General features: G+C 49.2%; 33 protein-coding genes, 1 tRNA gene, 2 pseudogenes and 1 riboswitch. Of the genes and pseudogenes, 23 read left to right on the forward strand and 13 right to left on the reverse strand.

The features are described from left to right. Nucleotides 1–246: 246 nt before the first annotated feature. From MKQ70_RS24735 to MKQ70_RS24755, 5 genes are all read right to left on the reverse strand, one after another. On the reverse strand, nucleotides 247–729 hold the full coding sequence (locus MKQ70_RS24735; RefSeq protein ID WP_308199529.1) for an SGNH/GDSL hydrolase family protein: 483 nt from the start codon (nucleotides 727–729) through the stop codon (nucleotides 247–249). Between the two features lie 153 nt (nucleotides 730–882). Next, the gene (locus tag MKQ70_RS24740; protein ID WP_248075020.1) at nucleotides 883–2,070 is read right to left on the reverse strand and encodes an AGE family epimerase/isomerase; all 1,188 of its coding nucleotides are present in this window, start codon (nucleotides 2,068–2,070) and stop codon (nucleotides 883–885) included. A 38-nt stretch (nucleotides 2,071–2,108) separates the two neighbouring features. Further along, entirely contained in the window at nucleotides 2,109–3,329 is a 1,221-nt protein-coding gene (locus MKQ70_RS24745) for a glycoside hydrolase family 130 protein (protein ID WP_282456695.1), read from the reverse strand. 36 nt (nucleotides 3,330–3,365) lie between these two features. Continuing rightward, nucleotides 3,366–4,109 carry a sodium:solute symporter family transporter gene (locus tag MKQ70_RS24750; RefSeq protein WP_248075022.1) on the reverse strand — a complete coding sequence of 248 codons (744 nt, stop codon included), beginning with the start codon at nucleotides 4,107–4,109 and terminating at the stop codon, nucleotides 3,366–3,368. Between the two features lie 5 nt (nucleotides 4,110–4,114). After that, on the reverse strand, nucleotides 4,115–5,215 hold the full coding sequence (locus MKQ70_RS24755; RefSeq protein WP_248075025.1) for a sodium:solute symporter family transporter: 1,101 nt from the start codon (nucleotides 5,213–5,215) through the stop codon (nucleotides 4,115–4,117). A gap of 500 nt (nucleotides 5,216–5,715) precedes the next feature. Between MKQ70_RS24755 and MKQ70_RS24760 the strand changes: the two genes are divergently transcribed. Then, nucleotides 5,716–6,660 (forward strand): AraC family transcriptional regulator, encoded by a 945-nt coding sequence (locus MKQ70_RS24760; RefSeq protein ID WP_248075027.1) that lies wholly within the window; start codon nucleotides 5,716–5,718, stop codon nucleotides 6,658–6,660. 191 nt (nucleotides 6,661–6,851) lie between these two features. On the opposite strand, the gene MKQ70_RS24765 is transcribed toward MKQ70_RS24760, so the two are convergent. Next, on the reverse strand, nucleotides 6,852–8,654 hold the full coding sequence (locus MKQ70_RS24765; RefSeq protein WP_248075029.1) for an ATP-binding response regulator: 1,803 nt from the start codon (nucleotides 8,652–8,654) through the stop codon (nucleotides 6,852–6,854). Nucleotides 8,655–9,278: 624 nt separating this feature from the next. Between MKQ70_RS24765 and MKQ70_RS24770 the strand changes: the two genes are divergently transcribed. The 6 genes from MKQ70_RS24770 to MKQ70_RS24795 all read left to right on the forward strand — a co-directional run bounded on the left by MKQ70_RS24770 (nucleotide 9,279) and on the right by MKQ70_RS24795 (nucleotide 12,921). Further along, the gene (locus tag MKQ70_RS24770) at nucleotides 9,279–10,421 is read left to right on the forward strand and encodes a ligand-binding sensor domain-containing protein (protein WP_248075031.1); all 1,143 of its coding nucleotides are present in this window, start codon (nucleotides 9,279–9,281) and stop codon (nucleotides 10,419–10,421) included. A gap of 131 nt (nucleotides 10,422–10,552) precedes the next feature. Then, entirely contained in the window at nucleotides 10,553–10,657 is a 105-nt protein-coding gene (locus tag MKQ70_RS24775; protein WP_248075033.1) for a two-component regulator propeller domain-containing protein, read from the forward strand. Beyond that, the gene (locus MKQ70_RS24780) at nucleotides 10,654–11,286 is read left to right on the forward strand and encodes a hypothetical protein (RefSeq protein ID WP_248075035.1); all 633 of its coding nucleotides are present in this window, start codon (nucleotides 10,654–10,656) and stop codon (nucleotides 11,284–11,286) included. Before MKQ70_RS24775 ends, MKQ70_RS24780 begins: the two co-directional genes overlap by 4 nt. A gap of 29 nt (nucleotides 11,287–11,315) precedes the next feature. Further along, complete coding sequence (locus MKQ70_RS24785; protein WP_248075037.1) at nucleotides 11,316–11,600, forward strand: triple tyrosine motif-containing protein; 285 nt, start codon at nucleotides 11,316–11,318, stop codon at nucleotides 11,598–11,600. Continuing rightward, nucleotides 11,594–12,274 (forward strand): sensor histidine kinase, encoded by a 681-nt coding sequence (locus MKQ70_RS24790; RefSeq protein ID WP_248075039.1) that lies wholly within the window; start codon nucleotides 11,594–11,596, stop codon nucleotides 12,272–12,274. Before MKQ70_RS24785 ends, MKQ70_RS24790 begins: the two co-directional genes overlap by 7 nt. A 62-nt stretch (nucleotides 12,275–12,336) precedes the next feature. After that, nucleotides 12,337–12,921, forward strand: coding sequence for a response regulator (locus tag MKQ70_RS24795; RefSeq protein WP_248075041.1), 585 nt, complete (start codon nucleotides 12,337–12,339; stop codon nucleotides 12,919–12,921). A 30-nt stretch (nucleotides 12,922–12,951) separates the two neighbouring features. On the opposite strand, the gene MKQ70_RS24800 is transcribed toward MKQ70_RS24795, so the two are convergent. From MKQ70_RS24800 to MKQ70_RS24810, 3 genes and pseudogenes are all read right to left on the reverse strand, one after another. Next, nucleotides 12,952–13,863, reverse strand: coding sequence for a HipA domain-containing protein (locus MKQ70_RS24800; RefSeq protein WP_248075043.1), 912 nt, complete (start codon nucleotides 13,861–13,863; stop codon nucleotides 12,952–12,954). Between the two features lie 64 nt (nucleotides 13,864–13,927). Beyond that, nucleotides 13,928–14,247, reverse strand: a pseudogene (locus tag MKQ70_RS42665) (HipA N-terminal domain-containing protein). 7 nt (nucleotides 14,248–14,254) lie between these two features. Further along, nucleotides 14,255–14,464, reverse strand: a complete 210-nt coding sequence (locus MKQ70_RS24810) for a helix-turn-helix domain-containing protein (RefSeq protein WP_248075047.1) — start codon at nucleotides 14,462–14,464, stop codon at nucleotides 14,255–14,257. Nucleotides 14,465–14,829: 365 nt separating this feature from the next. Here MKQ70_RS24810 and MKQ70_RS24815 point away from each other — a divergent pair, with 365 nt between their 5' ends. From MKQ70_RS24815 to MKQ70_RS24830, 4 genes are all read left to right on the forward strand, one after another. Beyond that, nucleotides 14,830–15,042, forward strand: coding sequence for a hypothetical protein (locus MKQ70_RS24815; RefSeq protein WP_248075049.1), 213 nt, complete (start codon nucleotides 14,830–14,832; stop codon nucleotides 15,040–15,042). Between the two features lie 136 nt (nucleotides 15,043–15,178). After that, the gene (locus tag MKQ70_RS24820; RefSeq protein WP_248075051.1) at nucleotides 15,179–15,685 is read left to right on the forward strand and encodes a hypothetical protein; all 507 of its coding nucleotides are present in this window, start codon (nucleotides 15,179–15,181) and stop codon (nucleotides 15,683–15,685) included. A gap of 164 nt (nucleotides 15,686–15,849) precedes the next feature. Beyond that, nucleotides 15,850–16,155, forward strand: a complete 306-nt coding sequence (locus MKQ70_RS24825; RefSeq protein WP_248075053.1) for a hypothetical protein — start codon at nucleotides 15,850–15,852, stop codon at nucleotides 16,153–16,155. An 11-nt stretch (nucleotides 16,156–16,166) separates the two neighbouring features. Then, nucleotides 16,167–16,460 carry a tetratricopeptide repeat protein gene (locus MKQ70_RS24830; RefSeq protein WP_248075055.1) on the forward strand — a complete coding sequence of 98 codons (294 nt, stop codon included), beginning with the start codon at nucleotides 16,167–16,169 and terminating at the stop codon, nucleotides 16,458–16,460. An 89-nt stretch (nucleotides 16,461–16,549) separates the two neighbouring features. Here MKQ70_RS24830 and MKQ70_RS24835 read toward each other — a convergent pair whose 3' ends face one another. The 3 genes and pseudogenes from MKQ70_RS24835 to MKQ70_RS39430 form a co-directional block, all read right to left on the reverse strand. Next, nucleotides 16,550–17,710 (reverse strand): trans-sulfuration enzyme family protein, encoded by a 1,161-nt coding sequence (locus MKQ70_RS24835; protein ID WP_248075057.1) that lies wholly within the window; start codon nucleotides 17,708–17,710, stop codon nucleotides 16,550–16,552. A 98-nt stretch (nucleotides 17,711–17,808) separates the two neighbouring features. Next, nucleotides 17,809–18,318: pseudogene (locus MKQ70_RS39425) on the reverse strand (amino acid permease); the annotation flags it as partial. A 61-nt stretch (nucleotides 18,319–18,379) separates the two neighbouring features. Continuing rightward, entirely contained in the window at nucleotides 18,380–19,135 is a 756-nt protein-coding gene (locus tag MKQ70_RS39430) for an APC family permease (protein WP_282456696.1), read from the reverse strand. A 79-nt stretch (nucleotides 19,136–19,214) separates the two neighbouring features. Beyond that, a riboswitch (cobalamin riboswitch) is annotated at nucleotides 19,215–19,437 on the forward strand. Nucleotides 19,438–19,585: 148 nt separating this feature from the next. Between MKQ70_RS39430 and MKQ70_RS24845 the strand changes: the two genes are divergently transcribed. Genes MKQ70_RS24845 through MKQ70_RS24865 form a run of 6 tightly spaced genes read left to right on the forward strand, consistent with a single transcriptional unit; the run spans nucleotide 19,586 to nucleotide 23,009 of the window. Then, a complete protein-coding gene (locus MKQ70_RS24845; RefSeq protein ID WP_248075059.1) occupies nucleotides 19,586–19,876 on the forward strand; it encodes a hypothetical protein in 291 nt (96 codons plus the stop codon). After that, entirely contained in the window at nucleotides 19,852–20,043 is a 192-nt protein-coding gene (locus tag MKQ70_RS24850) for a TonB-dependent receptor plug domain-containing protein (RefSeq protein ID WP_248081627.1), read from the forward strand. The genes MKQ70_RS24845 and MKQ70_RS24850 overlap by 25 nt, the downstream gene beginning before the upstream one ends. 2 nt (nucleotides 20,044–20,045) lie before the next feature. Then, nucleotides 20,046–21,266 carry a TonB-dependent receptor plug domain-containing protein gene (locus tag MKQ70_RS24855; protein ID WP_308199162.1) on the forward strand — a complete coding sequence of 407 codons (1,221 nt, stop codon included), beginning with the start codon at nucleotides 20,046–20,048 and terminating at the stop codon, nucleotides 21,264–21,266. 2 nt (nucleotides 21,267–21,268) lie between these two features. Next, nucleotides 21,269–21,433, forward strand: coding sequence for a hypothetical protein (locus tag MKQ70_RS39435; RefSeq protein ID WP_308199163.1), 165 nt, complete (start codon nucleotides 21,269–21,271; stop codon nucleotides 21,431–21,433). Nucleotides 21,434–21,448: 15 nt separating this feature from the next. Next, on the forward strand, nucleotides 21,449–22,024 hold the full coding sequence (locus MKQ70_RS24860) for a DUF6580 family putative transport protein (RefSeq protein WP_248075061.1): 576 nt from the start codon (nucleotides 21,449–21,451) through the stop codon (nucleotides 22,022–22,024). Between the two features lie 49 nt (nucleotides 22,025–22,073). Further along, on the forward strand, nucleotides 22,074–23,009 hold the full coding sequence (locus MKQ70_RS24865; RefSeq protein ID WP_248075063.1) for an ABC transporter substrate-binding protein: 936 nt from the start codon (nucleotides 22,074–22,076) through the stop codon (nucleotides 23,007–23,009). A gap of 3 nt (nucleotides 23,010–23,012) precedes the next feature. Here MKQ70_RS24865 and MKQ70_RS24870 read toward each other — a convergent pair whose 3' ends face one another. Continuing rightward, the gene (locus MKQ70_RS24870) at nucleotides 23,013–23,597 is read right to left on the reverse strand and encodes a helix-turn-helix domain-containing protein (protein WP_248075065.1); all 585 of its coding nucleotides are present in this window, start codon (nucleotides 23,595–23,597) and stop codon (nucleotides 23,013–23,015) included. Between the two features lie 120 nt (nucleotides 23,598–23,717). On the opposite strand from MKQ70_RS24870, the gene MKQ70_RS39440 reads away from it, so the two are divergent. The 6 genes from MKQ70_RS39440 to MKQ70_RS24895 all read left to right on the forward strand — a co-directional run bounded on the left by MKQ70_RS39440 (nucleotide 23,718) and on the right by MKQ70_RS24895 (nucleotide 26,398). After that, nucleotides 23,718–24,071 carry a MarC family protein gene (locus MKQ70_RS39440; RefSeq protein WP_282456697.1) on the forward strand — a complete coding sequence of 118 codons (354 nt, stop codon included), beginning with the start codon at nucleotides 23,718–23,720 and terminating at the stop codon, nucleotides 24,069–24,071. After that, nucleotides 24,050–24,286 (forward strand): MarC family protein, encoded by a 237-nt coding sequence (locus MKQ70_RS39445; RefSeq protein WP_308199531.1) that lies wholly within the window; start codon nucleotides 24,050–24,052, stop codon nucleotides 24,284–24,286. The genes MKQ70_RS39440 and MKQ70_RS39445 overlap by 22 nt, the downstream gene beginning before the upstream one ends. Nucleotides 24,287–24,331: 45 nt before the next feature. Next, nucleotides 24,332–24,406, forward strand: a tRNA-Arg gene (locus MKQ70_RS24880). Nucleotides 24,407–24,423: 17 nt separating this feature from the next. Then, nucleotides 24,424–25,782 (forward strand): sensor histidine kinase, encoded by a 1,359-nt coding sequence (locus tag MKQ70_RS24885; RefSeq protein WP_248075067.1) that lies wholly within the window; start codon nucleotides 24,424–24,426, stop codon nucleotides 25,780–25,782. Further along, complete coding sequence (locus MKQ70_RS24890; RefSeq protein ID WP_248075069.1) at nucleotides 25,779–26,114, forward strand: response regulator; 336 nt, start codon at nucleotides 25,779–25,781, stop codon at nucleotides 26,112–26,114. Before MKQ70_RS24885 ends, MKQ70_RS24890 begins: the two co-directional genes overlap by 4 nt. Next, a complete protein-coding gene (locus MKQ70_RS24895) occupies nucleotides 26,060–26,398 on the forward strand; it encodes a response regulator transcription factor (RefSeq protein WP_248075071.1) in 339 nt (112 codons plus the stop codon). The genes MKQ70_RS24890 and MKQ70_RS24895 overlap by 55 nt, the downstream gene beginning before the upstream one ends. The last annotated feature ends 12 nt before the right edge of the window (nucleotides 26,399–26,410 follow it).

Below are 26,410 nucleotides of genomic sequence, written 5' to 3' on the forward strand. Positions count from 1 at the left end.
TCTTTGGCAATCATTTGATGCTCCGCCTTGTCCGGATGATCCGCGGGAACGAACTGCTGCGCGGAAGCTGCAATAGAAAAGAGCAGGCCCAGGACTAGTAATAAAGCACGCCTCTTGCTAAAAGGATTAAAAAAGCCACTGTTGATAAACATCGAACAGTGGCTTGTGTTTTTTTATTGTTGTCATATGATTACAGGCCAAGTGCCTTCATCATTTCGTCGGCCACCAGCTGGTTACCTTTCTCGTTCAGGTGCACGCGATCTGTGGTGAGCACACCCTTAGCCTCGTTATTCGTATTGTTTTTACTTCATAGTCTACAAAGGCTTTACGCAGGTCGATCAGTTGTACGCCATTGTTTTTCGCAATGTTGCGGATCGTTTTGGAATACTGGTTCAGGTCGCCGTCCTGGGGATTGGAGAAATCGTTCAACTCACCAATCACCGAAGGCGTGCAGATCAACACTTTAATATTCTGCGCTTTCAGCTTTTTGATAAGGGCGTTGTAAAATTTCTCAAATTTATCCAGGTCGGTTCCCGTACCGGAAGATGATTTATGCCATACGTCGTTGATACCAACATACACCACTACCACGTCCGGCTTTTTTGCCAGCACGTCGTCTTCCATCCTTAAATACAGATCATACACTTTGTTCCCGCCGATGCCTGCACCAATGAGTTCGTAGTTGTCAGCGGTCTTTTTCTCGCCTAACGATTTCTGGATGAGGGTAATGTAGCCAGTTGGCCCTACGCCGCCTGGGTAATGGAGTCGCCGAAAAACACGATCCTTTGCTTTTTCCTGAAAGTCATTGACATACTTGCTATTACCACCAGCAGCAGTGCGAATTGTCCGATTATTTTTTTCATGAAGTGGATATTTTTACCGCTAAGTTAATCTCCGGATAATCTCTATGCAAGCCCGGGTGTTATGATAAGGGCATTTCCAGAAGCCCGCCTTGTCCTGCCCCGCCATGGGCGCGTTATTTTCGTCCACTCCCCGGAACCATTCGCCGTTTTGGTTATCGCGGATGTACTGGCGGATAAACTCCCAGCTGGCGTAGGACGCCTTCAGGTATTTATCGCGGCCGCTTACCTGCCAGGCGTTTAAAAAGCCCACCATAGCTTCGGCCTGGGGCCAGGAATGTTTTTCCTTTACAATATGATCCGCTTCGGGATCATATTCATACCACAAACCGTCATCATCGTCCAGCCCTTCGCCGGCTGCATCTGCAATGGAAATGGCCCATTGCTTTGCTTTTTCGACCCAGTTTTCGCCGCCCGTCGCTTCCGCGGCCGCCTGCAACAGCCAGGCCACCTCAATATCGTATCCATATGAAACCAACGGCGATCTTGGCTGCCAGTTTTCATCAAAAAACAGGCCGACGTGACCGCCGGATTTATCTATAATATAACGATCAAACACTTCCAGCAAATCCTCGATGCGCTCTTTCACCAATGGTTCCGGCAGCACCCGGTACAGATTCGTATATGCTTCGATCACGTGCAGCTGCGTATTCATGGCCTTTGGATGGTTGGCATCTTTGGCGCTCAGGCGCAAATCCTCCATGGGTGACCAGTCGCGGTTAAAGGCTTCGAAATACCCGAGGCGCTCCGGGTCAAAGCCCTTTTGTTCGATCAGGTTAAACAGGCGTACGGCATGTTCCAGCACTTCGTGTATTTCCGTAGCCTGGTAGTATTCGCTGAAAGCGTACAGGCAAAACGCCCGGCCATAGATCTGCTTGCGGCCGTTAGCCACCTTGCCATCCGGGTCCAGGCTCCAATATACACCGCCAAATTCCGGGTCCAGGAAATAGGTGGTAATGTAAGCGTAGGCGCGGTCGGCGATGGTCAGGTAATCGGGCGTTCCGGTCAGGTTGTAAGCTGCACTAAAAGCCCAGAGGATGCGGGCATTCAGCACCAGCCCCTTTTCCGCCGAGGGATCAGGCACATTATCATTATTCACTTTCCCTAAAAAACCACCGCGTTCGTGGTCCACCGTGTATTGCATCCAATAAGCAAGAATACTGTCTAACTCCTGCTCCATCTCCTGTTTATACTGGGAAGTGTTTACCATAGGTTACTGTTTACAACCGGAATTTACGTAAATAACGGTTATATAGCGCGATGGCCTACACGTCCGTTTTCCTTCGGCGCCTGTAACAGTTCCATATTTTTATCGATGATGCCGGTGAGCGTGTCCACAGAAGCGGCCGATGTAAATCCATCCCGTTCGGTGTGCAGCACATAATCCAATAGTTGATCGATGGAGCTTACCGCCACGTGCATGCGGGTATCTGAAGACGCATAATAAATAAATACTTTCCCGTCTTCGTCCGCAATCCAGCCGTTGGAAAACACGACATTGCTTACATCTCCCACACGTTCCTCACCTTCGGGCGCGAGGAAATAACCAGCCGGTTTATAAATTACTTTAGTAAGATCCTGCAGGTCCGTCATAAACATATACAGTACATATCGCAAACCGGCGGCGGTGTTGCGCACACCGTGCGCCAGGTGCAGCCAACCTTTCGGCGTTTTAATCGGCGCGGGCCCCTGCCCGTTTTTAGCTTCATATACGGTATGGTATTTTTTCGGGTCGATCACCTGCTCCACCAGCACTTCGGCCTCGGTAATAGATGCAGAAAGGCCAAACCCAATACCACCGCCGCTGCCGGCGTCGATAAAGCCGTCCTGGGGACGGGTATAAAAAGCATATTTACCATCTACGAACTCCGGGTGCAACACCACATTCCGCTGCTGTGGTGAAGTGGTTTTCAGGTCGGACAGCCGTTCCCAGTTTTTAAGATCCCTGGAGCGGATGATACCACATTGCGCAATGGCGGCCGACTGGTCGTACGCCGGCACCGACGTGTCTTTACGTTCCGTACAAAACAAACCATACACCCAGCCGTCTTCATGAGCCGTCAGGCGCACATCGTATACATTTACATCCGGTTCGCCGGATTGTCCTACCTGGATGGGGTAATCCCGGAAACGGAAATTATCCACACCATTAGGACTTTCAGCGATCGCAAAAAAGGATTTGCGGTCCAGGCCTTCTACCCGCACCATCAATATATATTTCCCTTCCCATTTGATAGCACCCGCGTTAAAAGCGGCGTTAATACCGAAACGCTCCATCAGGAAAGGATTGGTCTGCTTATTTAAATCGTAGCGCCAAAAAACGGGCGCATGGGCCGCTGTAATAACGGGATGCTTATAACGGGTATACACCCCGTTATGCTGAGGCAGTGGCTCATTCGGCCTCGTCACCAGCGCTTCATATTGCTTTTCCAGATTTGCCAGGCGCTGTTCAAATTGATGCTTCATCATCGACGTTTTAAAGTTGTTTACAATCTCCAATGGATGTTAGTATTCGTTGAGTTTGTTCCACCATGTTTTTTTCAGGATGGCCAGTATCACCACCAGGATAACGATCGTGATCAGCAAAGGCAGCTTCATCCAGAGAATAAGGTACATGGGTAGAATGGTGAGGCACAGCTGCCCGACTATTCCCAGCGCCACGTTAAACATGTTGAGTTTAAAATTCTTGTTGCCCTCAAAAGCTGGATCTTCCCGTACCACCAGCGTATGCACCGGCTTCCAGAAGCCCCAGGGACGAACGGTTTTATAAAATTCTTTCAGGGTATTGATTTCGGTGGCCGGCGCCGCATACGTACCGATGATAGAACCTGCCAGCGATAACAGGAACAGCAAAGGCCAGTAATACAGATCGAGACCCGACAAAATGTTGAATGATTTGAGCACAGCCAATGCAATAGCCGGCACGATACCAGAGAGCATGCCCCAGAAAAAACCGCTGGCATTAAAGCGCCACCAGTACCACTTCAGCATATTGGACGCAACATACCCGCCATACAGGCCACTCACGATCCATTGCAGCACCGTATTTACATCTTTCACAAACAAACCAAGCACCACGCCCAGCGCCACCACGGCCAAACCGGAAACGTAGTTCATGGTAATTACTTTTTTGGTAGATGCATGCGGGTCTACATATTTAAGGTAAATGTCGTTCACAATATAAGCCTGCGCAGCATTGAGCGTACCTGAGAACGTACCCATAAAAGCGCCCAGCAACCCTGTCAACACCAAACCTAATAAACCAACCGGGATAAAAGTATTGACCGCTGCCGGCAGTATTTTTCGAAATCCACGCCGTGCGCAGATTGTATTTCGCCGCTGATCTGCGGATAGTAGAGGAGCGCCAGTATCGTCAGGCCCATCACCATCGAATAACGGATCGGCAGCAGGATGATGGATACGAAGCCACTCATCTTACTGGCTTCCTGCGGCGACCGCGTGCTCAGGATTTTTTGCATGTCGTAGTTCGGCGCGGGACCCGCCAGACTTGCAAAAATGCCTTTAAACAACATCATCATAAAAAAGATACCAAAGAGAGAAAACCCATCTTCCTCGATCTTTTTATTGGCCTCGTTCACGATACCGGTCCAGTCGAGATCCAGCCTTGCGCCGAAAAACGGGTCCAGCCAGCCTTCGGGCACATTCGGCGATCCGGATTTGTGCAGGTGTATCACAGCAATCACCCCTATGCTGATACAGGCCACCGTCATGATGCAATACTTGATCACATCGCCCAGCACGATACTGTGCATGCCGCCCAGGATCGAATAAAACATGGCGAACAACGTGAGCACGATCCCGTAGAAGTGCGGCACATATTCGGCTGGCACAGCGAACGGGATATAAGGCTGGATGATATCCCAGGGAAAAAATATCTCCATGAACTTACCAAGTCCCACGAAACCGTAGGCCAGGAAGCCGAGACAACTGAGCAGCGCAAAGGCCACTACGATGTTATGCGACGACCGTACCGCTTTACCCGCCGCGCCGAAACGGCCTGCGAGCCATTCCGCACCGGTAGTGGCATTGGAGCGGCGCAGCCAGCGTGAAAGGAACATCATCAGAAACACCTGGTTAAACACCGGCCACAACCAGGGAATCCAGATACTTTTTAAACCATATACGAAGCACAGGCTCACCATCCACATGGTACCCGAAATATCGAACATATCGGATGCGTCGCTCAAGCCTAACATATACCATGGGAGCGACTTCCCGCCCATCAGGTAATTCTCTTTATTCTGCCTTGCTTTCTTTCTTAATACCCATCCGATTACGACCATTGTAATGAGATAGGTAAGGATGATCACGATATCGAAAAACTGTAATTTCATCAGTTACTTATAGATGTTTGTGCGCCAGTTTAACTCAGGCAGGGATTAATATTAAAGTTAGCAGCCGTGGCGGCGGGGAAGCCGGCCATCATTCAAAATAAACATTACTGCGCTTTCCTGTATATTGAAATTACGGCTAATTCAAATTGATCTCCTGCAGCCGGCTTCCAGGCATAATATTGTACCCGCACTGCTGGCTTATTTCAGGCAGGACATCAACTTTAATGGAAAAAATGTTGGCTAACCTCCTGAGGAGCTCGTGGAATACGGTCATTCTCATAACGTCTGCTATATATCCAAATGTATACCCACTATTTTATCTATTTAAATACTTTTTTATCCCTTTGAGATGATTTTTCTACTTCCGGAAAACCCGCTAATTGATAGACTCAATACAGTTAAGCATTTTTGAGAGTTTTACTGGCAATAAAATTTATGGTACTTATTTTACAGTGCTTTACTTATTTTTGATATCGTATCAAGTATAAAATAAACCCTGTATGAAGAGCAAACTGCTGAGAGAGATCACCCCACTGACACAAAGCGATTGTTTCACCATTTTTTCGCGGGTGAAGTCAGCTTTCGACTTCCCTTTACACTATCATGATGAGTTTGAATTGAATTTGATCCAACATGGAAAAGGTGCAAAACGTGTTATTGGCGATCACATTGAAGAGATTGACGACTGGGAACTGGTGCTGGTGGGTCCCAACATTCAGCACGCCTGGTTTACCCACAAATGCGAGAGCAGGGAGATTAAAGAGGTGACGCTACAGTTTCATAAAGATTTGTTCGACGACCGGTTCCTGCGCCGCAACCAACTGAGTTTTATCCGCACGATGTTCGAAAAATCCTTGCGGGGCATTTTATTTTCGAAAGAAACAATTCAACAACTGGCCCCGCGTATTATTGAACTGCACCAAAAGCACGGGTTCGATTCTATGCTGGAATTAATGTCCATTTTGCACGACCTTTCTATATCGCGGAACATCCGGGTACTGTCAGACGCATCGTTCAACAACCACGAACAGTTTTCCTATAACAGCCGCCGCATCGAAAAAACATTAGAGTACATCAACCAGAATTTCGACAAAGCCATTACCCTGGGCGAAGTAGCCAAACTGTCAAATATGAGCGAGGTATCCTTCAGCCGCTTTTTTAAGCAACGCACCGGCAATACCTTTATTGACAGCGTGAATGAAATTCGCCTGGGCCACGCCTCCCGCATGCTCATCGACACCACGCAAACTATTGCGGAAGTAGCCTACCATTGCGGGTTTAACAACATCTCTAACTTTAACCGTATTTTCAGGAAAAAGAAAGGCTGTACCCCAAAGAGTTCCGCGAGAATTTTTCCGGCACGCGCACTTTTATTTAATCTACGATATGATATTTATTTACGGCATCCTTCTTTTAGGATTACTCATTTACAGCATTCGCCTTAATATTCGTGGGATAAAGAGGCGACGTAAAGCATCCAATTACAAACTTCCCGGGTCCGAAGATGAGTCGCAAACTTAACAATCAGGGCAAAAGACCTGTGGATGGACGCACGGCCGGCGAGACACAATCACGTGCAAAATAAAAGGCGCCGCAACATGCGACGCCCTCCAATTATAAAGCGTGTAAATCAATGTTAAAAGGCCATGGCCAGGGAGCGGACAACCTCCCGGCGCGTGGTGCTCAAATGTCTTACTACCGCATCCAGCAACTGTCCACGCAATACAGGTTTTACTACATACTCGTCGGCCCCCAGTGCGAGCATCATCTCCTGCTCTTCGATCAAAGCATTTGACGACAACGCAATAATGGGCACCCGGTTAAACTGCGGCAGACTACGCAAAATACGGGTCGTTTCTTTACCATCCATGACCGGCATCGACACATCGAGCAAAATAAGATCGGGCACCTGCGCACTCGCGGCAGAAATGCCTTCCACCCCGTTAGCGCAGATGGTGGTGTCCAGCCCCAGCGGCAGCAGGAAACGTTCGAGGATCATGCTGTTCATGGGTTCATCTTCAATAATTAGTACACTTTTGCCTGCCAGGGAAGGATAGCGCACCTCATTGCGCGGCTGCACATCATCACACACCTGCAATGGCAAACGAACACGGAACACACTGCCCACGCCCAGCACACTTTCCACATTTACAGCCCCGCCAAGTTGCTCGGCATAGCGGCGTGTAATCACCAGCCCTAACCCAGATCCTTTATGATCAGAAGTCAGCCCGAGCTGGGTAAACGGCCGGAACAGCCATTCAATTTTCTCCGGCGGGATACCCGGACCACTATCCTGTACCGCCATGCTCAACACACCATCGTCCTCCCTGATAGCCAATACCACGGTTTGTCCGCGTGGCGTTACCTTAATCGCGTTCGATAATAAGTTATTCAGGATACGCGTCATTCTCGACTGATCCGTCATCACACATTCCGGCAGCGTATTCGAAATCTGCAGGTCGAGCTTTACTCCGGCCATGTTCGCAATATTGTAATACGTATTCGTTACCGGTTGCAGCCAACGTTGCAGCGACACCGGTTCGTTATGCACTTCATCCCCCAGCCCTGCTTCAATTTTTGAAACTTCCAGCACATTCGTAAGCATGCCGCGCAGGTCATGGCTGTTGCAATAAATATCTTCAATGATCTGACGCGTATCCTGCGGCAGGTAAGTATCACGGGTTTCCTGCAGCAGAATATCGCTCAGACCAATAATAGCATTGATGTAGTTACGCGTTTCATGGCTGGTTTCGCTGAGGTAGCGCGACTTTTCATAACTCGCTTTCTCCAGCGCTGCCGTCCGCTCTTTTACCTGTGACTCCAACTCGGCATTATATCGCTCGAGCCATACATTCTGCCACTCTACACGACGTTGCAACTGATCGTTAATGCGGCAGTGAAAAGCAATAGCCAGCACGCAAAGCGCAAATACCACCGACATGATCAACCAGCGGAAAAGCTGTTGAATTTCTGCAGGGATAGCAAGCGGTTCCAGAACGCCCGTCGTATAGTTCACTTCCAGCAATACAACGCAGGTAACGGGCAGCAACGAACAAAAGAGGATCATCTTAAGTTCTTCCACCTTAAAAGATAACATGGCTACACAAATGGAAAAAACAGCGAATAGCTGCACTTCTGCCAGCCGGCCAAACAGGGCGCCATAATATAAGATGATGCCCGAAAATAACACCTGCAGCGCCACTTTGGCCGCCCTGGAGGCGCCACGACGGTTCAGCAGGATAACGCCCATGAACAAAGGGCAAAATAAGATGGCAGGATATAAAATCTCCTGTGCGCCGGATATCGCGTAAAATAAAATGCCGTACACGACAACCAACGTGGCGCAGAGAAAACTGATAAGATTCACGATGCGCACTCTTTTCGCCTCATATTTATCTACATCTGCGTGTATACCTGATGAAATCAGCTGTGTTAACATGTCTGGGGAATTACTTGTAAATGGAATCGAAGGTTCTTCTTCGGGTTAAGGATACTGGTCTGCTATTCAGCCAGGGTGATCGGCGTTTCTTGTCTGTTCGGGTTTCCAGAATTTGGTTCTTCTTCCAACTAAGTGTCCGGGCTAAAAAAGAGAATATTGGTGTTTACTGTTTTAATGTCGAACTAAGTTAATGATTTTATATCAGCTTCTCTAGCCACTACTTGATATACGGTGAAAAATTTAGGGCGGATTTACGAAGAAAAAATCTCTTTGAGCCACAGTGGCTTGTTTTCGGACTTAGCAATCACATCTATATGATTATTAACGCTTGATCTGAATTTGTTAACACATTGTTATTCGCTTTGGCCGCACAGCGACTTCCGACCTTACTGTTGTTATGGGACTGTGGGCATAGGCCGAAGGATATTCGACAATATCTATTGTTCCGGAAGCCGCGGTGCGGTCGCAGTATTGGGCGGCGAAAGTAAAAAGCGGCAGGCGGATTTGCAAGTGCTCCTGCCCCGCAACACACCACATAAACATGTGAAAACTCCCGATTATGGCGAATTTTGATTATTCTTACCTATGCTTTTGCTGAAGCGCTTCCTTTTTCCCTGGCTTATCTTGATCCCTTTCACCTCCGCAAAGGGACAGTCATCTTATGTATATACTCATTATACTACGGAAGACGGACTGCGCAACAACCAGGTAATATCGCTATTGTGCGACAGCCGGGGCTATATGTGGATAGGTACGGCCAATGGCCTGCAACTTTACGACGGGCTCAGTTTTAGATTTATCGAATTTCCGCTGGCCAACCCCGCCATTTCCCGCGAAACCGTGCAGTGCATGTACGAGGACAAAGCGCGCAAAACGCTCTGGATCGCAATGCTCACCGGCGTAGTGGCGTATAATTATCATCTTAACACCTATCATTTTTACCCGGTACAGCACGGACGCCGCGAGGGTAGCGTGCAAATGAGCGTTATCACCCGCGATACGCACGGCCACCTCTGGACCATCAGCACCCAGGACAACGCCTATATTTTTGACACTGCCCAAAACGCGTTTGTCCCCTACACCCGTTTCCTGGCCGAAGCACCCGGAAAAATTACGACCCTGCTGCAGGATGAAAAAGGCAATTACCTCTTCGGCACCTCGCAGGGACTGTGCTACTACGACTATCAGCAAAAGCTATACTCTTATTACCAACACAACCGGCAGCATATACCTTACCTCGACCAGCCCGAGTTTACGCACGCTGTGAACAGCGTATACCACAGCCGTTCGGGTATCCTCTACGTCAGCCTTTGGCCATATGGTAAATCGGCGCCCTACTTTTACCAATACCATCTCCGCGAACGGCGCATCACACCCGCCCTTGAACTGAATATCGGCGGACTCCGCCGAACGTTCGAAGACAAAAACAATAACACCTGGATCGTAGGCGATAAGGTATTATTGTTCGATAATACGGGCCGTGCGATCGAGGAAATGCTCATTGAACCCAACACCCGCTTCGGGCTGGACTACTCACAGATGTATTCTGCGGAGCCGGACAACCGGGGCAATATCTGGCTGGCCACTAACAATGGCCTGTTCGTATTCAATAAGGAAAAGCAACAGTTCCGCAGTACCCGCTTCCTCTCCAACGGCCAGCGCGTAAATTTTGAACCGACCGACATCCTCGAAACCGGCGATGGCAATATTTATGTAAGCTCCGGGGACAAGGACTGCTGGTATACGATAGTACCCTCAGCATCCTGAAAAAAACATATCGCCACCCTACAGAACCTTTTTTCAATTTAGGCTGGAACCTGGTACGTGACCGCGAAGGCAATATATGGATGGCGGCACAGCATGGACGATACAGCGTTTTGAATCCTAAGACAGGGTATATGCGTTACGAACGGTCCGACACGTTCGACAACCGTACCATCCGCTGCCTCACGCTGGACAGCGACGGCAACGTATGGATGGGCACACAACGGGGCTGGTCGTGAAATATGATATGCAAACCAAAAAGCTCGTACGTTACCAGGACAGTCTTTACCACACCGGCATTTCGTTATGGGGCCACATCATGGATATGCACGCCGACAATGATCATCATATTTATTTATGTACCGGCAGCTATGGTTTGCTGGAAATGGACAGCCGTACCGGCAAGATCCTGCGCCGTTGGGGTAAGGACGAACCGATAAGAAAACTCCCCGTCAACGGCACACACAACATCCTCATACATGGCGACACGCTGGTCCTCGCCAGCACAGACGGCATTGCGCTCATAGAACGGCGTACGGACCAGATCACACGTATCACGGAAAAAGACGGTCTGCCCGTCAACATGATCACCAATGTACAGCTCCACGGCCGCAACCTGTATTTCACCACGAATTTCAGCCTGGGTAAAATCAACCTGGACAATCGCAAAGTGGTGAACTATGGCCGCAAGTACGGCATCGTGGAAGAAGCGTTTGAGCAAACCAACAACCAGCAACTCCGCGATGGCCGCATCGTATTTGGCTCTGTAAAAAGCCTGATCAGCTTTGATCCCGACCAGCTCGAAGACCCGCAACCGCCACCGGATGGCACATTACGACGACACTGCAGCTGGGGCCGCGATTATTGAATGCGGATTCTGCGTTTCAGCAAAGCAACGTGCTGAAATTATCTTACAAGGAAGGCCCGCTGACCATCGGCTACAATGCCATGGCCTACCTGGACCAGGACAATATCACTTATTACTATCAACTCGAAGGCGTAGACCCTCAGCCGGTGATGGCGGGCAACCGTGTGCTGGTGAATTACACCAATCTCCCCAGTGGCCGGCATACTTTCAAAGTATGGTGCGAAAATGGCGAGGGGCTCGCGGCCGCACATGCCACGAGTTTTGTGCTGCAGGTAGCCCGGCCTTATTACCGCCAATGGTGGTTTTTATGTTGATATTGTTGCTGATCGCCGGCCTGACCTACCTGGGCTACCGCATCCGCATCAACCGCCTGCTGGCTACGGAAAAAGTGCGGCGGCGCATTGCCCGCGACCTGCACGACGACATGGGCTCTACACTCACGTCGATCAATATTATGACCACCATGGCCAAACGAAACGTGCAGGAGAACACGCAAAAGACCGAAGACTTCTTATCAAAAATAGGCGAAAGCACCACGCGCATGATGGAGTCGATGGACGATATTGTTTGGTCCATTAACCCGAACAATGACAACATGCCGATGATCCTTGCCCGCATGCGCGAGTTCACCACCAGCCTGTTTGAGGCCAGGGGCATCAATTTCAGCTTTCATGCAGATGAGCAGGTAATGCTGCTGAAACTCAACCTGGAAAGCCGGCACGACTTCTTCATGATTTTCAAAGAAAGCGTGAACAACATCGCGAAACATGCACAGGCCACACACGTAGACATTGTCATCACGTATAAAAAGAAAACCCTGTATATGCAGGTAAAAGATAATGGCAAAGGATTTCAGCCAACGGTCCAGGGCGAAGGCGATGGCCTGTTTAACATGCAGCGGCGGGCGCAGCGCATGAAAGGTTCGCTGGACATTGCTTCTGCGCCGGACAGCGGAACGCGCATCAGCCTGCGATTTGTTACCACATAACTATGTGATAGCATAAACCGCGCAGGTCCATTAATTTTATCAACAAGAAAAAGAAAGAAATTATGATCCGGATCGTGTTGTACGAAGACAATAGTAAACTGCGCGAAAACCTAACCCTGCTCATAGACGGATCGTCCGAATTTGAGGTGTGCGGTGCATTTAAAAACTGCGACCGCATCCTGGAGGAAACTGCGAACCTGGTGCCCGACGTGATTCTGATGGACATTGACATGCCCGGGACCAACGGCATTGAAGGACTTAAACTCGTACGCAGCCGTTATCCCCATTTACCAATCCTGATGCTCACCGTATTCGACGATGATAAGAATGTATTTGAATGTATCAAAGCAGGCGCCGATGGTTACCTGCTCAAAAAGACGACCCCAGAAAAATTGTTGGAACACCTTCGCGATGTGTACAATGGCGGCGCACCGATGACCTCGTCCGTGGCACGCCAGGTACTGGAACTCTTTGCCCGGCAGCCTGCCGGTGAACGCAGGGAACTGTATAACCTTACAGAGCGTGAGCGCGAAGTACTACAACTGCTCGTAAACGGCTACAGCTACAAAATGATCGCAGCTGAAATTTTCATTTCGATAGATACCGTGCGGTCGCACATCAAAAAATATATGAAAAGCTGCACGTGAACTCTAAGTCCGAAGCCGTGGCCAAGGCATTTAAGGATAAGTTGATTTAATACGCGCCTGCTTTTCAAGAAACAAACGTAAATACTCTTTCCGTAAAGAACCGCTCAGGAACGATTGCTCCACCATATTACGCACTGCCTGTTCCTTCCCCGTCATACTGTCGATGATAGACCCGGCGCGGGCTTCGGTGATGCCGAGCCGGCGTGCGAGACCAATGAATTCGGGCAGACCATAATATCCATACTGCTCGTAGTGCGGCGATTTATTAACGCCGGTATATAATTCCAAAGCCGTATCGCTGCTGTCTTTTTCGTGCAGCGGGGTACAATGCAGCCCGTATGCAGGCGCCAGGGCGTAATCGCCATGTTCCGTACGCTGGATCGAAAATCCGCGTAGTCCCGCATCTCCCACTGAAAAAAGGTAATTGAAAACAATTCTTTTAAAGAAGATGACCATGGCCGGCGCGTAGGCCGCAATATGCTTTTTGATGAGTGCGCCCATGTATTCATAGGTAGGTTGTCCCACCGCGGGCTGCCGGTCTTTCAGCTGCATAAAATCCTCCTGCTGAAAACTTACCTGGTCCGGATCCACATCGAAGCGGCGCAGCAATAATGCGGGCGATTCATCCTTAAAATATACTAACCCGTTTTCGACTGTTTTGATGTCGAACACATTAGCCGCAAGCTGCAAAGTAAGATGCTCATTCTGTGTGAACATGCGCACATGCTGGTAGTTCCCGGATGCCGGGGGCAGCTTCAGTAAAAACAAACCTTTCACATCTTCGCGCGTAAGCACGAGTTCGTCGTCTTCCAGCATCAGCGAATACTTGGGCTGACTGCCGGGAACGGCCAAGCGTAACAGTTGTCGCTCGAACCAATACGCATCTTCCCCTATTGGCGGATTAAAACCAAGCACCGGCGGCACTTTAATGCCATCGAACAACTTTCGGCGGCATTCGCTGCAATAACTTAACCTTTTTGTGGCTTGTAACAGCCGGGACATGCGCCTACCATGCACGAACAGTGATGGCGCCGACAGTATCTACCTGCGCGGTGTGAAGTAATAAAGCGAATTCGTCGGCCGGATCTATGTCGAGCAACTCATGCTGCTGCCGGCGGGTATCGCCCTCGGCCAGCAATCCCGAAAAAATGGGAATAATACCGGCGATTGGTGCTCGCGGCGGCTTTTAGGCAACCCCAGGCTGATAGAGGGCGCCGAAGCATCTGTAAAATAAGGCGGGTCGTAGGAGAAAATGAATTCTCCCTCGTTTGTTTTCCGCAAGGTTCCCGCCAGTCGTTCGTTAAAGTATACTGCCGCTTCTGTCATAGTTCAATTAAATACTTTGCTTTACCCGGACGATCAACTCCAAACCCAGGGCGTTAAGAATGTTGTGGATCGTTTGAAACGAGGGATTTCCCTGTCCCATTTCCAACATATACAGCGTTCTGCCCGCCATACCGCCCATTTCCGCCAGCTGTTCCCGTTCCAGCCCAAAACTTTCGCGCCTTTTCCTTACCAGTTCGCCAATTTCCCGCAAGTCCATTTTTGTGAATTGAATTATTACAAAAGTACTACGGCAATATGCTTGGTAAATTATTGATTTGCTTTTGATTATATTGATTTGCGAGTGTTATTCCAGCAATGAAATTCTGAACCATTTTTATGAGAAATAGCGGTTAATTGAGTGGAAAAAACGCAGTGCAGCAGGTAAAAAATGAAGGCGTGGAAAAATGGGGCAAGGCGAGCGTCAAATGATGCGGTAAGACGGTATCCTGACAGCAACATTATTAATTTGAGAGCGGCACTATCAAATTTCAAATATCAAGCGAAAGTGAGAAGTGTAGTGACGTACGTCGCCAGTAATTTTACAGCAATTTAGAATCATTCACTAACTCAAACGAAATTTTTATGTGCAAACCCGCAGATGGCCGCCGCCTGGCCAGTATTCTTTCAAAGAAAGGAATCAGCTTTCAGTGGTTTTTCCGTCAGGCCGAAATTCCCCGGGACAAAGTAGCGTCGTACCTCGACAAACCCGCTTTTGGTAAAGTAAAACGCCGGCGCTTTCTCAGCATCCTGCAAATTACGGAGGCACAGTTTTACCGGGGCCCTATCCCGAATTAACCCCTTTCTATATTTTGATTCAAAATGTGTAAACTTCACATTTTCATTTAAATTGCGGCGCGATAGCGGTCTATGCAACCAGTTTGGCCGTATATTTGTTATTTAACAGCGGACTAATAAACAACCTGTAAATTTTATGAAGAAAGTCTTCCATGCCGTATTGATGGCAGGCCTGCTGGCCGTCGTGTTCAGCTCGTGCAAAAGCAGTAAATCGGCGCAGGCGGCCACGGCTAAAAGTGAAAAGAAGAGCGTGAAAGGAACCTGGGTGTTGAACAACATTTCTTTTGAAGGCGTGCCTAAAACCGCCCGCATCACCACTGTGTTCAACAACATTCCCTACAAATGTCTGGAAGGCAGCGTATGGACGCTCCCCAACGCCACCGCAAATGGCACATACGCCATTACTTCCGGCGAAACCGGCTGCTCGCCCGTAACACAAAACATCGTTTGGTCTACCTACGACCGCGACGGTATTGTTTATTTCCAGTTCAAAGAGTTGCTCAGCGGCGTAAAAGCTAAAAATACGCCCGACGGTTACCGCGTGGAACTTACCAGCGTAGACAACAACTCCATGACCTGGCGCGCACCCGTAAACATTGACGGGCAAACAGCCTACATTAATTACTCGCTCAGTCGCAGATAATAGCATACGATACTTTCCGGAATCCGGCATAATGCATTAAAATCTAAGTGCATATGCCGGATTTTCTATGTAGGGGATAATGCCCGCTTTTTACTTATCTTTGCCGTCCTATTCTGGATTTAGCAATGAAAGCATTTTACCTTTTTATCAGATACCGTTTCCCGTTGGGGATTGTTCTGCTGTTGGGCGGCATCGCGCTCGGCTTCACTTTTGGCTGGTGGGAAGCCTCTATTTTATTGATTTTAGGTGTGGCGTGTCTCGTTACGCACTTCCTTTTCGGCCCTATCCGCCTAGTGCAGGAAGCCATGGAAGCCGGCGACGTAGAAGAAGCTATGCGCCTCATGAACAGCATCCGTTTCCCGAAACTGCTGCTGAGCCCCATCAGAAAAGGTTATTATATGATGCAGTCAAACATGGCCATGGCCACCCAGGACCTCGACAAAGCCGAAGCGGCCATCAAAAAAGTATGAAAACCTCCGGCATGCAAAAGGAATACGGTGGTATGGAATACTTCCAGCTGGGTAGCATCGCTTTCCAGAAGGGCGACATCAAAGCAGCCGATGCCAACCTGAAACAAGCTATGAAAATGGGCATGCCCGATAAAGAAAACGCTGCCGGCGCACTGCTGATGCTCTGCTCCATCGCCATGAGGCGCCGCGATTTCAAATCAGCGAAAGAGTATTTCCGTCGTGCTAAAGCGCAGAAACCGACTTCAGAAGAGCTGGTAACACAGATTAAAAGAATGGATAAAGATATTTCGAGGATGCCGGGTTGATCTGGTGTTCTTTCAGAGAAACGGCTGCCTTGTAAAAAGGCAGCCGTTTTTTATTGGTGTCAGCGGGAATAAACGTTACTAAATCGGTTTTACAACGTGGCCAAAGCCTGTTCAAGATCCTTTATTAAATATCCCGGCTCCTCAAGACCAATATACAAACGCACCATCCGGTGCCGCGGCTCCTCTGCTTTAAAGTCAGCTACATTCATAGACGCACACGCCGGAAAGGCCAGCGATTCATGCCCACCCCAGGAAACCGCCATCAGGAAGTGTTGCAGCGAATCGCAAAAACGCTCTACCTGTTCTATCTTTTCCGCTTTTAATTGAATAGTGAGTAATCCGCCGGCGTCCTGCATTTGTTTTTTCGCCAGTTCGTATTGCGGAAAATCCGGGTCCATCGGGAAAATCACCCTCTCGATAGCAGGATGTTTTTTCAACCAGTCCACAATTTTCAGGGTACTTTCCGAAATGCGTTGCAGGCGGATGGGCAGCGTACGCAAACCGCGCAATAACAGCCAGGCCGCGAAGGGCGACACGCCACTGCCGACATTCATATATTCCGAAGCGAAAATTTTGCTGATCATTTCCGTAGAGCCGGTAAGCACACCCGCCACCACATCGCTGTGGCCGCCGATGTATTTGGTGGCCGATTGCAAACAAAGATCGACGCCCATTTTAATAGGCTGCTGGTAAATCGGGCTGCAATAACTATTGTCGATGATGGTGACGATGTTGCGGCTTTTCGCCAGCTTCACCACCGCGGATATATCCTGTAATTCGTATGTGAACGAGTTGGGCGACTCCAGGTAAATGAGGCGTGTATTGGATTGCAGGGCTGTTTCAAAATTCTCGGTGCGGGTGCCATCTACATAGGTGGTAGTTACACCAAAACGCGGCAATATCACATCAAACATGCGGCCGGCCCAGCTATAAGGATCGCGGACAGACACGATATGGTCGCCCTGCTTTACCTGCGATAACACCGATGCAAAAATCGCCGCTGCACCACTACCAAACACCAACGCCGCTTCTGCGCCATCCAGCGCGGCCAGCTTTTGCTGTAAAATCGACAACGTGGGATTATTGCCGCGGGAATAAAGGAAGCCCTTATATTCGTCCAGCATCAGTTCACGCATTTCGCTCACCTTATTGAATGCAAAATTGCTGCTCTGCACGATCGGCGGCGCTACCGCATTGAAATACTGCTCTCTGTCTTCTCCTAATTCGTTCAAAATAAAGGATACATCCATTTTTCAGACAAGTTGTTTTTAGTTTTCGTTAGCCCAGAGGTACAAACATATGGTCTTTCCGGGTATCGTAAATCCCGTATATTAACAATTACTGATATTTAAACCGCTTTCCGGTTTACCTGCTTCATTAAAAGGTATAGTGGAAGTCCCGCTATTACCAGGCCGAGGCCGATAGACGCGCCCAGCCAGTCCTGTATAAAAATATTCACGGTTACAAAAAGGTACACCAGTACAAACAGCAGCGTTACATACGGGTATAGTTTCATTTTGTAGATGCCCGTACCATCGAGATGCTGCGTCCTTTTTCTTAGTATGAAGATGGAAGCCGCCGCAGAAGCCAGTCCTATCGTATCGAACAACATCACATACCGCAGGATTACTTCAAAAGTATCCGCAAAAAACAGCACCAGTAAAATTACCCCTACAAATACCGACAGCGCCACTTCCTGCACCTGGGTCTTGCTGTTCACCCGCTTGAACGCCGCCGGCAGTACACCGTCTTCCGCCATTGCATAATACATGCGGGGATTGGAGATCAGGTTCACATTGGCGTAACCCAACACCGAAAAAAACAACATCAGCGATACTACTTTAAAACCGTACGGACCAAAAAAGCTTCCGCCATGCGCGCTGCCAGTGCATTGGTATGCTGCAGGTTTTCGAAACCAATTACTTTATAATAGGCATAGTTGATAGTAAGATACAACACCACAATGATCGCAAAGCCATAAAAAATACCGCGCGGCATGTTGCGCCCGGGATCTTTACGTCCGAACCAAAGTTAATTGTTTGCTGATATCCCCCGAAAGTAAAAAACACCGGCACCAGCGCCGCCCCGAAAATATACAGCCAGCTGCGTTCTGCCTGCACCACCTGCACCGGCGCCGCGTTCGCCGGATGTCCCGAAGAAAATACCGCCAGGCACAACAGCACCATCATCCCTATCTTGATCACCGTTAGTACGTTCAACCAGGTTACACTCATGCGGATACCGATCATGTTAATGCCGTACAACAGTAATACTGCCGCCACACACACCAGTTTTTGTCCGATGTCGTTCTGCAACGAGTCCGGCAATAACACCGGGCTGATATATTCTGCGCCGATCAGGCACACCGCCGCCACCGAAGCAGCGTTGGAAATAAGCAACATCCAGTTGATCATGAAACCATACGCCGGATGGTAAAAATTGGACAATACCTTGTAAAAGCCACCCGCCACCGGGTAGCGCGAACCAATTTCCGCGTAGGTCAATGCTCCGCAAATGCTCACGATACCACCCACCACCCAGATACCGAAAAACAACGCAGGATCGTTCGTTTCCCGCGCCACATTTACCGGCGTCCGGAAAATCCCCATACCTATTACCAGGCTCACCACGATCATGGTCAGGTCAAAAATGCCAAGCTTTGGTTTGATGCTCATGCATACAAGATAGTAAATATTAAAACAGATCAGATGTTACAACAATCGCCGTTTTTGAGCTGGTTATGCTTTTTTATGTAGGTTTGCGCCGGAATTCGGTTGTCCGTAGTGGACATTAATAGGGAATACCGGTGAAAATCCGGAACTATCCCCGTAGCTGTAATCCTGCCCCCGGATCGTGTCCGGGGCGTTTTCCGGGAAATTCATTTTCTCCATTTGCCACTGTTCCGATATTGTTGGAGCGGGAAGGCCCTCCCGGAAAGCAGGAAAGTCAGAAGACCTGCCGCATCCCATTTTTTCTTTCAGCGCTTTCGGGTGAAAAGCCGGGAATAAGCATGCTTTCGGGCATTCGCTATTCTGTCTGTTCATTTATTCGGAAGCATAGTTTTATCAATGTAATTTGACTATGCAAAAAAGTTTTACGCATTTCTGTCGGGTGGACTGCTGCTCATGATGCACAGTGCCGCTGCACAAGACACCACACAAACCAACCTGTTAAACACCGTGGTGGTAACCGCCACTAAATTCGCTAAAAAGCAGGGCGAAACGGGTAAAGTCGTAACCGTTATTTCGCGTCAGCAGCTGGACCGCAGCATGGGCAAAACCGTTGCGCAGGTGCTGAACGAGCAGGTGGGCCTGGTGATCGCCGGCGCCAACTCAATCCCGGTAAAAACAAAGAAATCTATTTCCGTGGTGCTACCACTAACTACACTACCATCCTCATCGATGGTATTCCCGTGAACGACGCATCCGGCCTTACCGGCAGCAATGTCGACCTGCGCTTTTTACCAATTGACCAGATCGAACGTATCGAAATCCTGCGCGGCACACAATCCACATTGTATGGCGCAGACGCTATCGCAGGTGTGATCAACGTGATCATGCGCAAAGGCGGCGACAAAAAGTAAGCGTGAGCGGCGATCTCGGATGGGGCAGCAACCGCACGGTGAAAGGCACGGTAGGCGCGAACGGACATATCGACAATGTAGACTACAACCTTAGCTTTTCCCACTACGAAACCGATGGTATTTCTGAAGCAGAAGACACGCTGAACACCCGCAAATTCGACCGCGATCCCTTTAAACAGGACGCATTCATGGCGAACATCGGTATCCAGGCCAGCGAAAACCTGCGCCTGCAGCCGTTCCTCGTGTATTCTAAAATCAACAGTAATTATGATGATGGATCGTTCACGGATGGCGCCAATAATACTAACTCAGAATTTCTGCATACAGGCATGAGCGCCATTTACAACCTGGACAAGGGCCGCATCCAGGCCAACTACGGTTTCCAGAAAGTAAATCGTGCAGAGTCCACCGCCTGGGGTAAATCCAACTACGACGGCCGCAACTGGATTGCCGATGCATTTGGCAACTACGGCGTTACCGACTGGCTGCAGGTAATGGCGGGTGTGGAGTTCCGCAAATCTCAACTGCTGGACACATCGTTAACAACGCCGAACCCGGAAATGCACAACACCAGCCCTTACGCGGCACTGTTCTTCCGCAACCTGGGTGGCTTTAACACGGAGCTGGGCGGCCGTTACACACTGCACAACACTTACGGGAATAACTTCACCTATACCATCAACCCGTCTTACCTGATCGCGAACAAAGTGAAGGTATTTGCAACGATGGCTACCGGCTTTAAAGCACCTACGCTGAGTAACCTGTACGGCGCATATGGCTCGAACCCGGACCTGGAGCCGGAAAAAGCAACCAGCTACGAAGGCGGCGCGGAAGTATCTGTCTGGAATAATAAATTAGACCTGCGCGGCGTGGTGTTTAAAAGAGATATCGAAAACGTTATCTTTTATAATAACCTCGGCAACTACGTAAACCTGAACAAGCAAAAGGACAAGGGTTTTGAACTGGAAGCAACCGTGCGCCCGGCGAAATCAGTGCAGATTAACGCCTACTACGGATTTGTGGAAGGCGAAACACAAACGGTATCTTCTACCGGTAAGGACTCGCTGTATTCCGGCATCCTGGTACGCAGGCCCAAACACAGCGGCGGCATCAACATCGGTTACGAAATTTGCCCGCACCTGTTTGTGAGCTCGAACGTACGCTTCAACGGCGATAAAAACGACCTACGTTTCGACCCTAAACCTTCGCCAGCAGCCCTGTAATCGTGAACTCCTTCACCCTCTGGGACATGTACGTAGAATACCGCTACTCCAAAAAAGGACGTTTGTACGCAAATTTTAATAATATTACAGACACGAAATACAACGAAATTTACGGATACGGCACGCTCGGCTTCAACGTGATGGCCGGCGTTTCCTTTAACTTCTAAAAACACAGTCCCGGCATGTCGATTAAAAAAATACAGCCTCGTTTCTTTGTACTGCTCGCCTTTATCGTGGCCGCAGGCATCCTGAGAGTAACTACCGCAGGGCAGATCACCGCCATTTCCAACTTTTCGCCCGTGGGCGCCATGGCCTTATTCGGCGGCGCTTACTTTTCCGACAAGTGGAAATCTTATGTATTTCCCCTGCTCACGATGTTCCTCAGCGACCTGCTGATCATGAAAATCTATTTCCCGGAAATGAGCACCGGACCGCTGTACGACGGCTGGTACTGGAACTATCTCGCCATTGCATCAATAGTATTATGCGGACAGTTCATCATTCGCAAAGTGAGCATCGGCAACCTGGTGATCGCCAGCGTAGCCGCTGCCGTTACACACTGGCTGATCAGCGATTTCGGCCTGTGGAGGAGCAGTGTAAGCATGTATACACACGATTTTAAAGGCCTCATCGAGTGTTATGTGGCGGCCATTCCTTTTATGAGAAACATGTTTATTGGCAACATCGTATTTGGCGCCCTCATGTTTTTCAGTTTTGAATATGCCAAAGCAAAATACCCGGTGCTTGCCCAACAGTAATAACTTCCGGCGCCATGCACTCCCGCATGGCGCTTTTAAATTTCCTGCCATGAACGCCTGTTCCTTCCTCCCCGCCGCCACACAAATGATTTATGACATGGGCCTGCAGCATCTGCTGAAAGGGGTTACGTTTGAATGTCCGCCGGCAGCACTGGCCGAAAAGGGACGCGTGGTGCGTTGTGTACTGGAAGGAAACAACTACAGCAGTGAAGAAATCGACCGTATTTTCTCTGCCTCAAAAGCGCAGGGTAAAAGTTTATATTATGTGGATGAGGAGCTGCTCGGTAATATAGCCCCGGACGTCATCTTTACGCAGGACGTGTGCGAAGTGTGCCAGATCGATACCCGCTGCACACAGGAGGCCATTTCCTCGCTGCCAAAGGAGCCCGTGCTGGTGCCGCTCAGCCCCAATAATCTCAACGATGTATTTAAATGTGCGGTCGACATTGCCACCGCACTCGGCCACGAAGAAGCGGCCTACCGTCACCTTGCCGAGCTGCAGCAACGCCTGGATGCGGTGACCGACAAGCTGCGTCAACACCGATCGCCCTTACGTCGCGTGATGATCATGGAGTGGATGGCCCCGATTTATAACTGCGGTCACTGGATCCCCTACCAGGTGGCCATTGCGGGCGGGGTAGACATGCTCAGCAATCCCGCTGGCGACTCGATCGTAACGCCATGGGAAAAGGTACAACGGTACGACCCGGAAGTATTGGTAATTGCGCCCTGCGGATTTTTAACGGACCGCAGTGCGGCCGAATTGTCGTTGTTAACGCGCCTGCCCGGCTGGAACGAGTTGCAGGCAGTACGTAACGGCGAAACCTATCTCGCCGATTATGATTTATTTACCCAACCCAGCGCCAGCACGCTGGTAGATGGCGTAGAGCTGCTCTCAAAGCTGTTCCACCCGCAGATATTTACCATGCCGGCGCACCTGGAGCACAAGTGGGCGCCTTTACAAACGACCCACGCATCTGCCTAAGCACTATTTTTCAAAATCCTGGAAGAAGTAAATAACAAGGATCACCGCATCGCCGGGACCAACATTCGTGGGCTTATGGGGCAAACGACCGTCGAAAAACAGGGAGTCGCCTTCTTCCATGGCGTAGGTTTCGTTATTGATGAGATACTCCACCGAACCTTTTACCACGTACTTGTACTCGTAGGCATCTGTTTTCACCAGTGCCGGGCGTTTGGCGCCTTCCTTCAGCTCCAGCAGCACAATATCTACCGTACTGTCTTTCAGGTTGCGTGTCAGCACACGGTTGTAAAAGAACCCTTTAGCATCTTCCTTCTGGAAGGGGGCATAATCCTTTTTCTTGATCAGCAGTACCTTGGGGGCATTCTTTTGCCGGTGAATGTCGTTGAAAAACTCATTCATATCCAGGCTCAGCGCGCGGATAATGTTTACCAGTACCAGCAATGATGGCACCGTACGGTTATTCTCGATCTGGGAAATAAGCCCTTTACTTACGTCGGCCTTATCCGCCAGCTCCTGCACAGTAATCCCCTTTGCCTTCCGTTTTTCCTTTATTTTGGTACTGATCTGTATAATTATATCTTCCTGCATAGGATGTTTTTGCTCACAATGATTTAAATTAATAACAAATTAGATATTTTCGCGCAATCCGTGTCCGCTACTGCTAAAATACAGCGGCCCCGTCATATCCTGACAAAAAAACATTGCCCTATGTTCAGTTTCGACCAAATATTTACGATCAGCTTTACCCTTTTCGCGGTAATTGATATCCTGGGCTCCATTCCCATCCTGCTGTCGTTACGCGAAAAGATCGGCGAAATCAGCGCGGCAAAGGCCACACTGGCTTCCGGGGTGTTAATGGTGGTGTTCCTGCTGGTAGGCGAACAATTTCTCAAGTTGATGAGCGTAGACGTACAATCCTTTGCAGTAGCGGGTTCTATCGTAATTTTCGTCATCGGCCTGGAAATGATCCTGGGAATTGAGTTTTTAAGAGCGATAATGATACAAAAACAGGCAGCCTTGTCCCGATTGCGTTTCCGCTTATCGCAGGATCCGGCACCTTAACCACGATTATGTCGCTGAAAGCCGATTTCAACGATTCTAACATCTTCGCCGGTATTTTCATCAACCTGGTGATTATTTATGTGGTATTACGCTCCCTCAATTACATCGAACGCATACTCGGAAAAGCAGGCCTGATGGTGATCCGCAAGTTTTTTGGAGTGATTTTGCTGGCCATAGCCGTAAAAATCTTTAAAAGCAACATCGGGAACATATAAAATTCCAATTAAAAACTTAGCTTTGCCCTCCCCGAAAGGGGCACCGGTCTCGTAGTACAATGGATAGGACGAGGGTCTCCGAAGCCCTAGATGCAGGTTCGATTCCTGCCGAGACCACCACTAAAGCCTCAGCAGCAATGTTGAGGCTTTTTCATATAAACACCCCGGCCTCCCCCAATCTGCAGTATTTTCGCCTTAATCCCGCAACCACCAAGGGAAAAGCCGTATTTTACCCGGCAATGCTATTCGAACGTATTATCACCTATTTCCTGCCCCGGGAGTTGCAGCAGGATAAAACGCATCCGAAGTATAACGAACTGCGGAACGTCTTAAGCACCACGCTCATCGGGCTGTCGCTCATGCTATTCTTCCCGCCGATAGTTTACTTCATCCATAAACCAATTACCGGTTTCCTGGTAAACAACCTGCTGATAGCGTCGATCATCCTCTCCATTAAGTATTTCGGGCATTACCGTATTCCGATGAGCCTCACCGCCATCGTTACTTACTATATCATTTACGATTGGATACGGGATACGGGCCTTATTTACTCCTCCAACGTATCCATTCTCCACATGTACCTGCTGGCCGCCATATGGGCCGACAAAAAGTATGGATGGCTCGCCATTTTTACCAACCTCGCGCTTTTTGCTTTTATTTATTACCAGACGTTACAGGCATATTTGCCAACCGGTATTGACGAGCGTTTAGGCGGCCCACTTTATGCCCTCACCATGAACTGCCTGATCACCATCTTCTTCGGCGGGTTCCTGGCTTACCTGCAGCTGGACCAGGAACGCGACCGGGCCAAAATACGGTCATTACAGGATCAAAAAATAAGTGTGCTGGACGAAACCGTTAAAAACAGGACCGAACAGCTGAACAACATGCGCGAAACCATTGCCACCGATTTTCATGATGAAACGGGCAATATGCTTTCCGCCATCACCCGGCAGGCTTCTTTACTGAAATTAAAATCGGGAATGAATCCCGAAACACAGCCGCTGATCGACAGCATTATCAAAAACAGCAACGATCTGTACGCCAGCAGTAAAGACTTTCTCTGGCACCTGAACCACAACAGCGACGATCCCACTGCACTGTTTAATTATCTCACCGGCTATGGTCAGGTGTACTATAATCAATTCGACATTGCTTTTTCCTCCTCCGCGGAGCCCTGTCAGCCCTCCGCTTATATACCCTCCGGCGCACTGGACGTCATCTATATTCTTAAAGAAGCCATGACCAATGTGGCCAAACATGCGAACGCCAGCGAGATTATGCTCCGGATGACCTGCCGCCACCATCAGTTACAACTGGTGTTGAGCGATAATGGTACCTGGAAAGAAACGGATAGCAGTACGCCGCATTACGGATTGAATAACATGCAGAGGCGCTGCAACCGGAACGGGTTTACACTACGCATCCTGAAATATCCATCCGGAACACAACTCGTGCTGGAAATCCCGGTGAAACATAAAGAGGCATTTATATGAAGAACATCATCGTTATAGAAGATAATCCGGTCATCAGGGAAGGCTTTGCCGCGGTGATCGACAGCAGCACCGAATATCGTATTTCGGGGCAATACGGCAGCTGCGAAGAGGCGCTTAAAAACCTGCAGACTGACCAGCCTGACCTGGTACTGATGGACATTGAACTTCCGGGCATGAGCGGGATTGAAGGGATTACCCAGGTAAAAAAACGTCTGCCCGCCTGCATCATACTGATAATTACCGTGCATGAAGACAGCGAAAAGGTATTCCGTTCGCTTTGCGCCGGCGCCGGGGGTACATCATCAAAAATTCCGATACCGGGGCCATCGTAAAAAGTATACACGAAGCATTTGCAGGCGGCGCGCCCATGAGTTTGCAGATTGCAAAAATGGTGGTGCAATCCTTCAACCGCGAACAGGACTCGCCTTTATCGGACCGGGAAAAAGAGGTACTGCGCGGTATTGCAGAAGGCAAAAGTTATTCTAAAATAGCACTGGACTTATTCATCAGTAAAGAAACCGTCCGAAGCCATATCAAAAATATCTATCAAAAACTGGCCGTCAACTGCAAGGCCGATGCGTTAAAAGTGGCCGGGAGTAATCGCTGGCTGCATTAATGAACGGCCCCC

This window comes from Chitinophaga sedimenti, assembly GCF_023156195.1.
GTDB lineage: Bacteria > Bacteroidota > Bacteroidia > Chitinophagales > Chitinophagaceae > Chitinophaga > Chitinophaga sedimenti.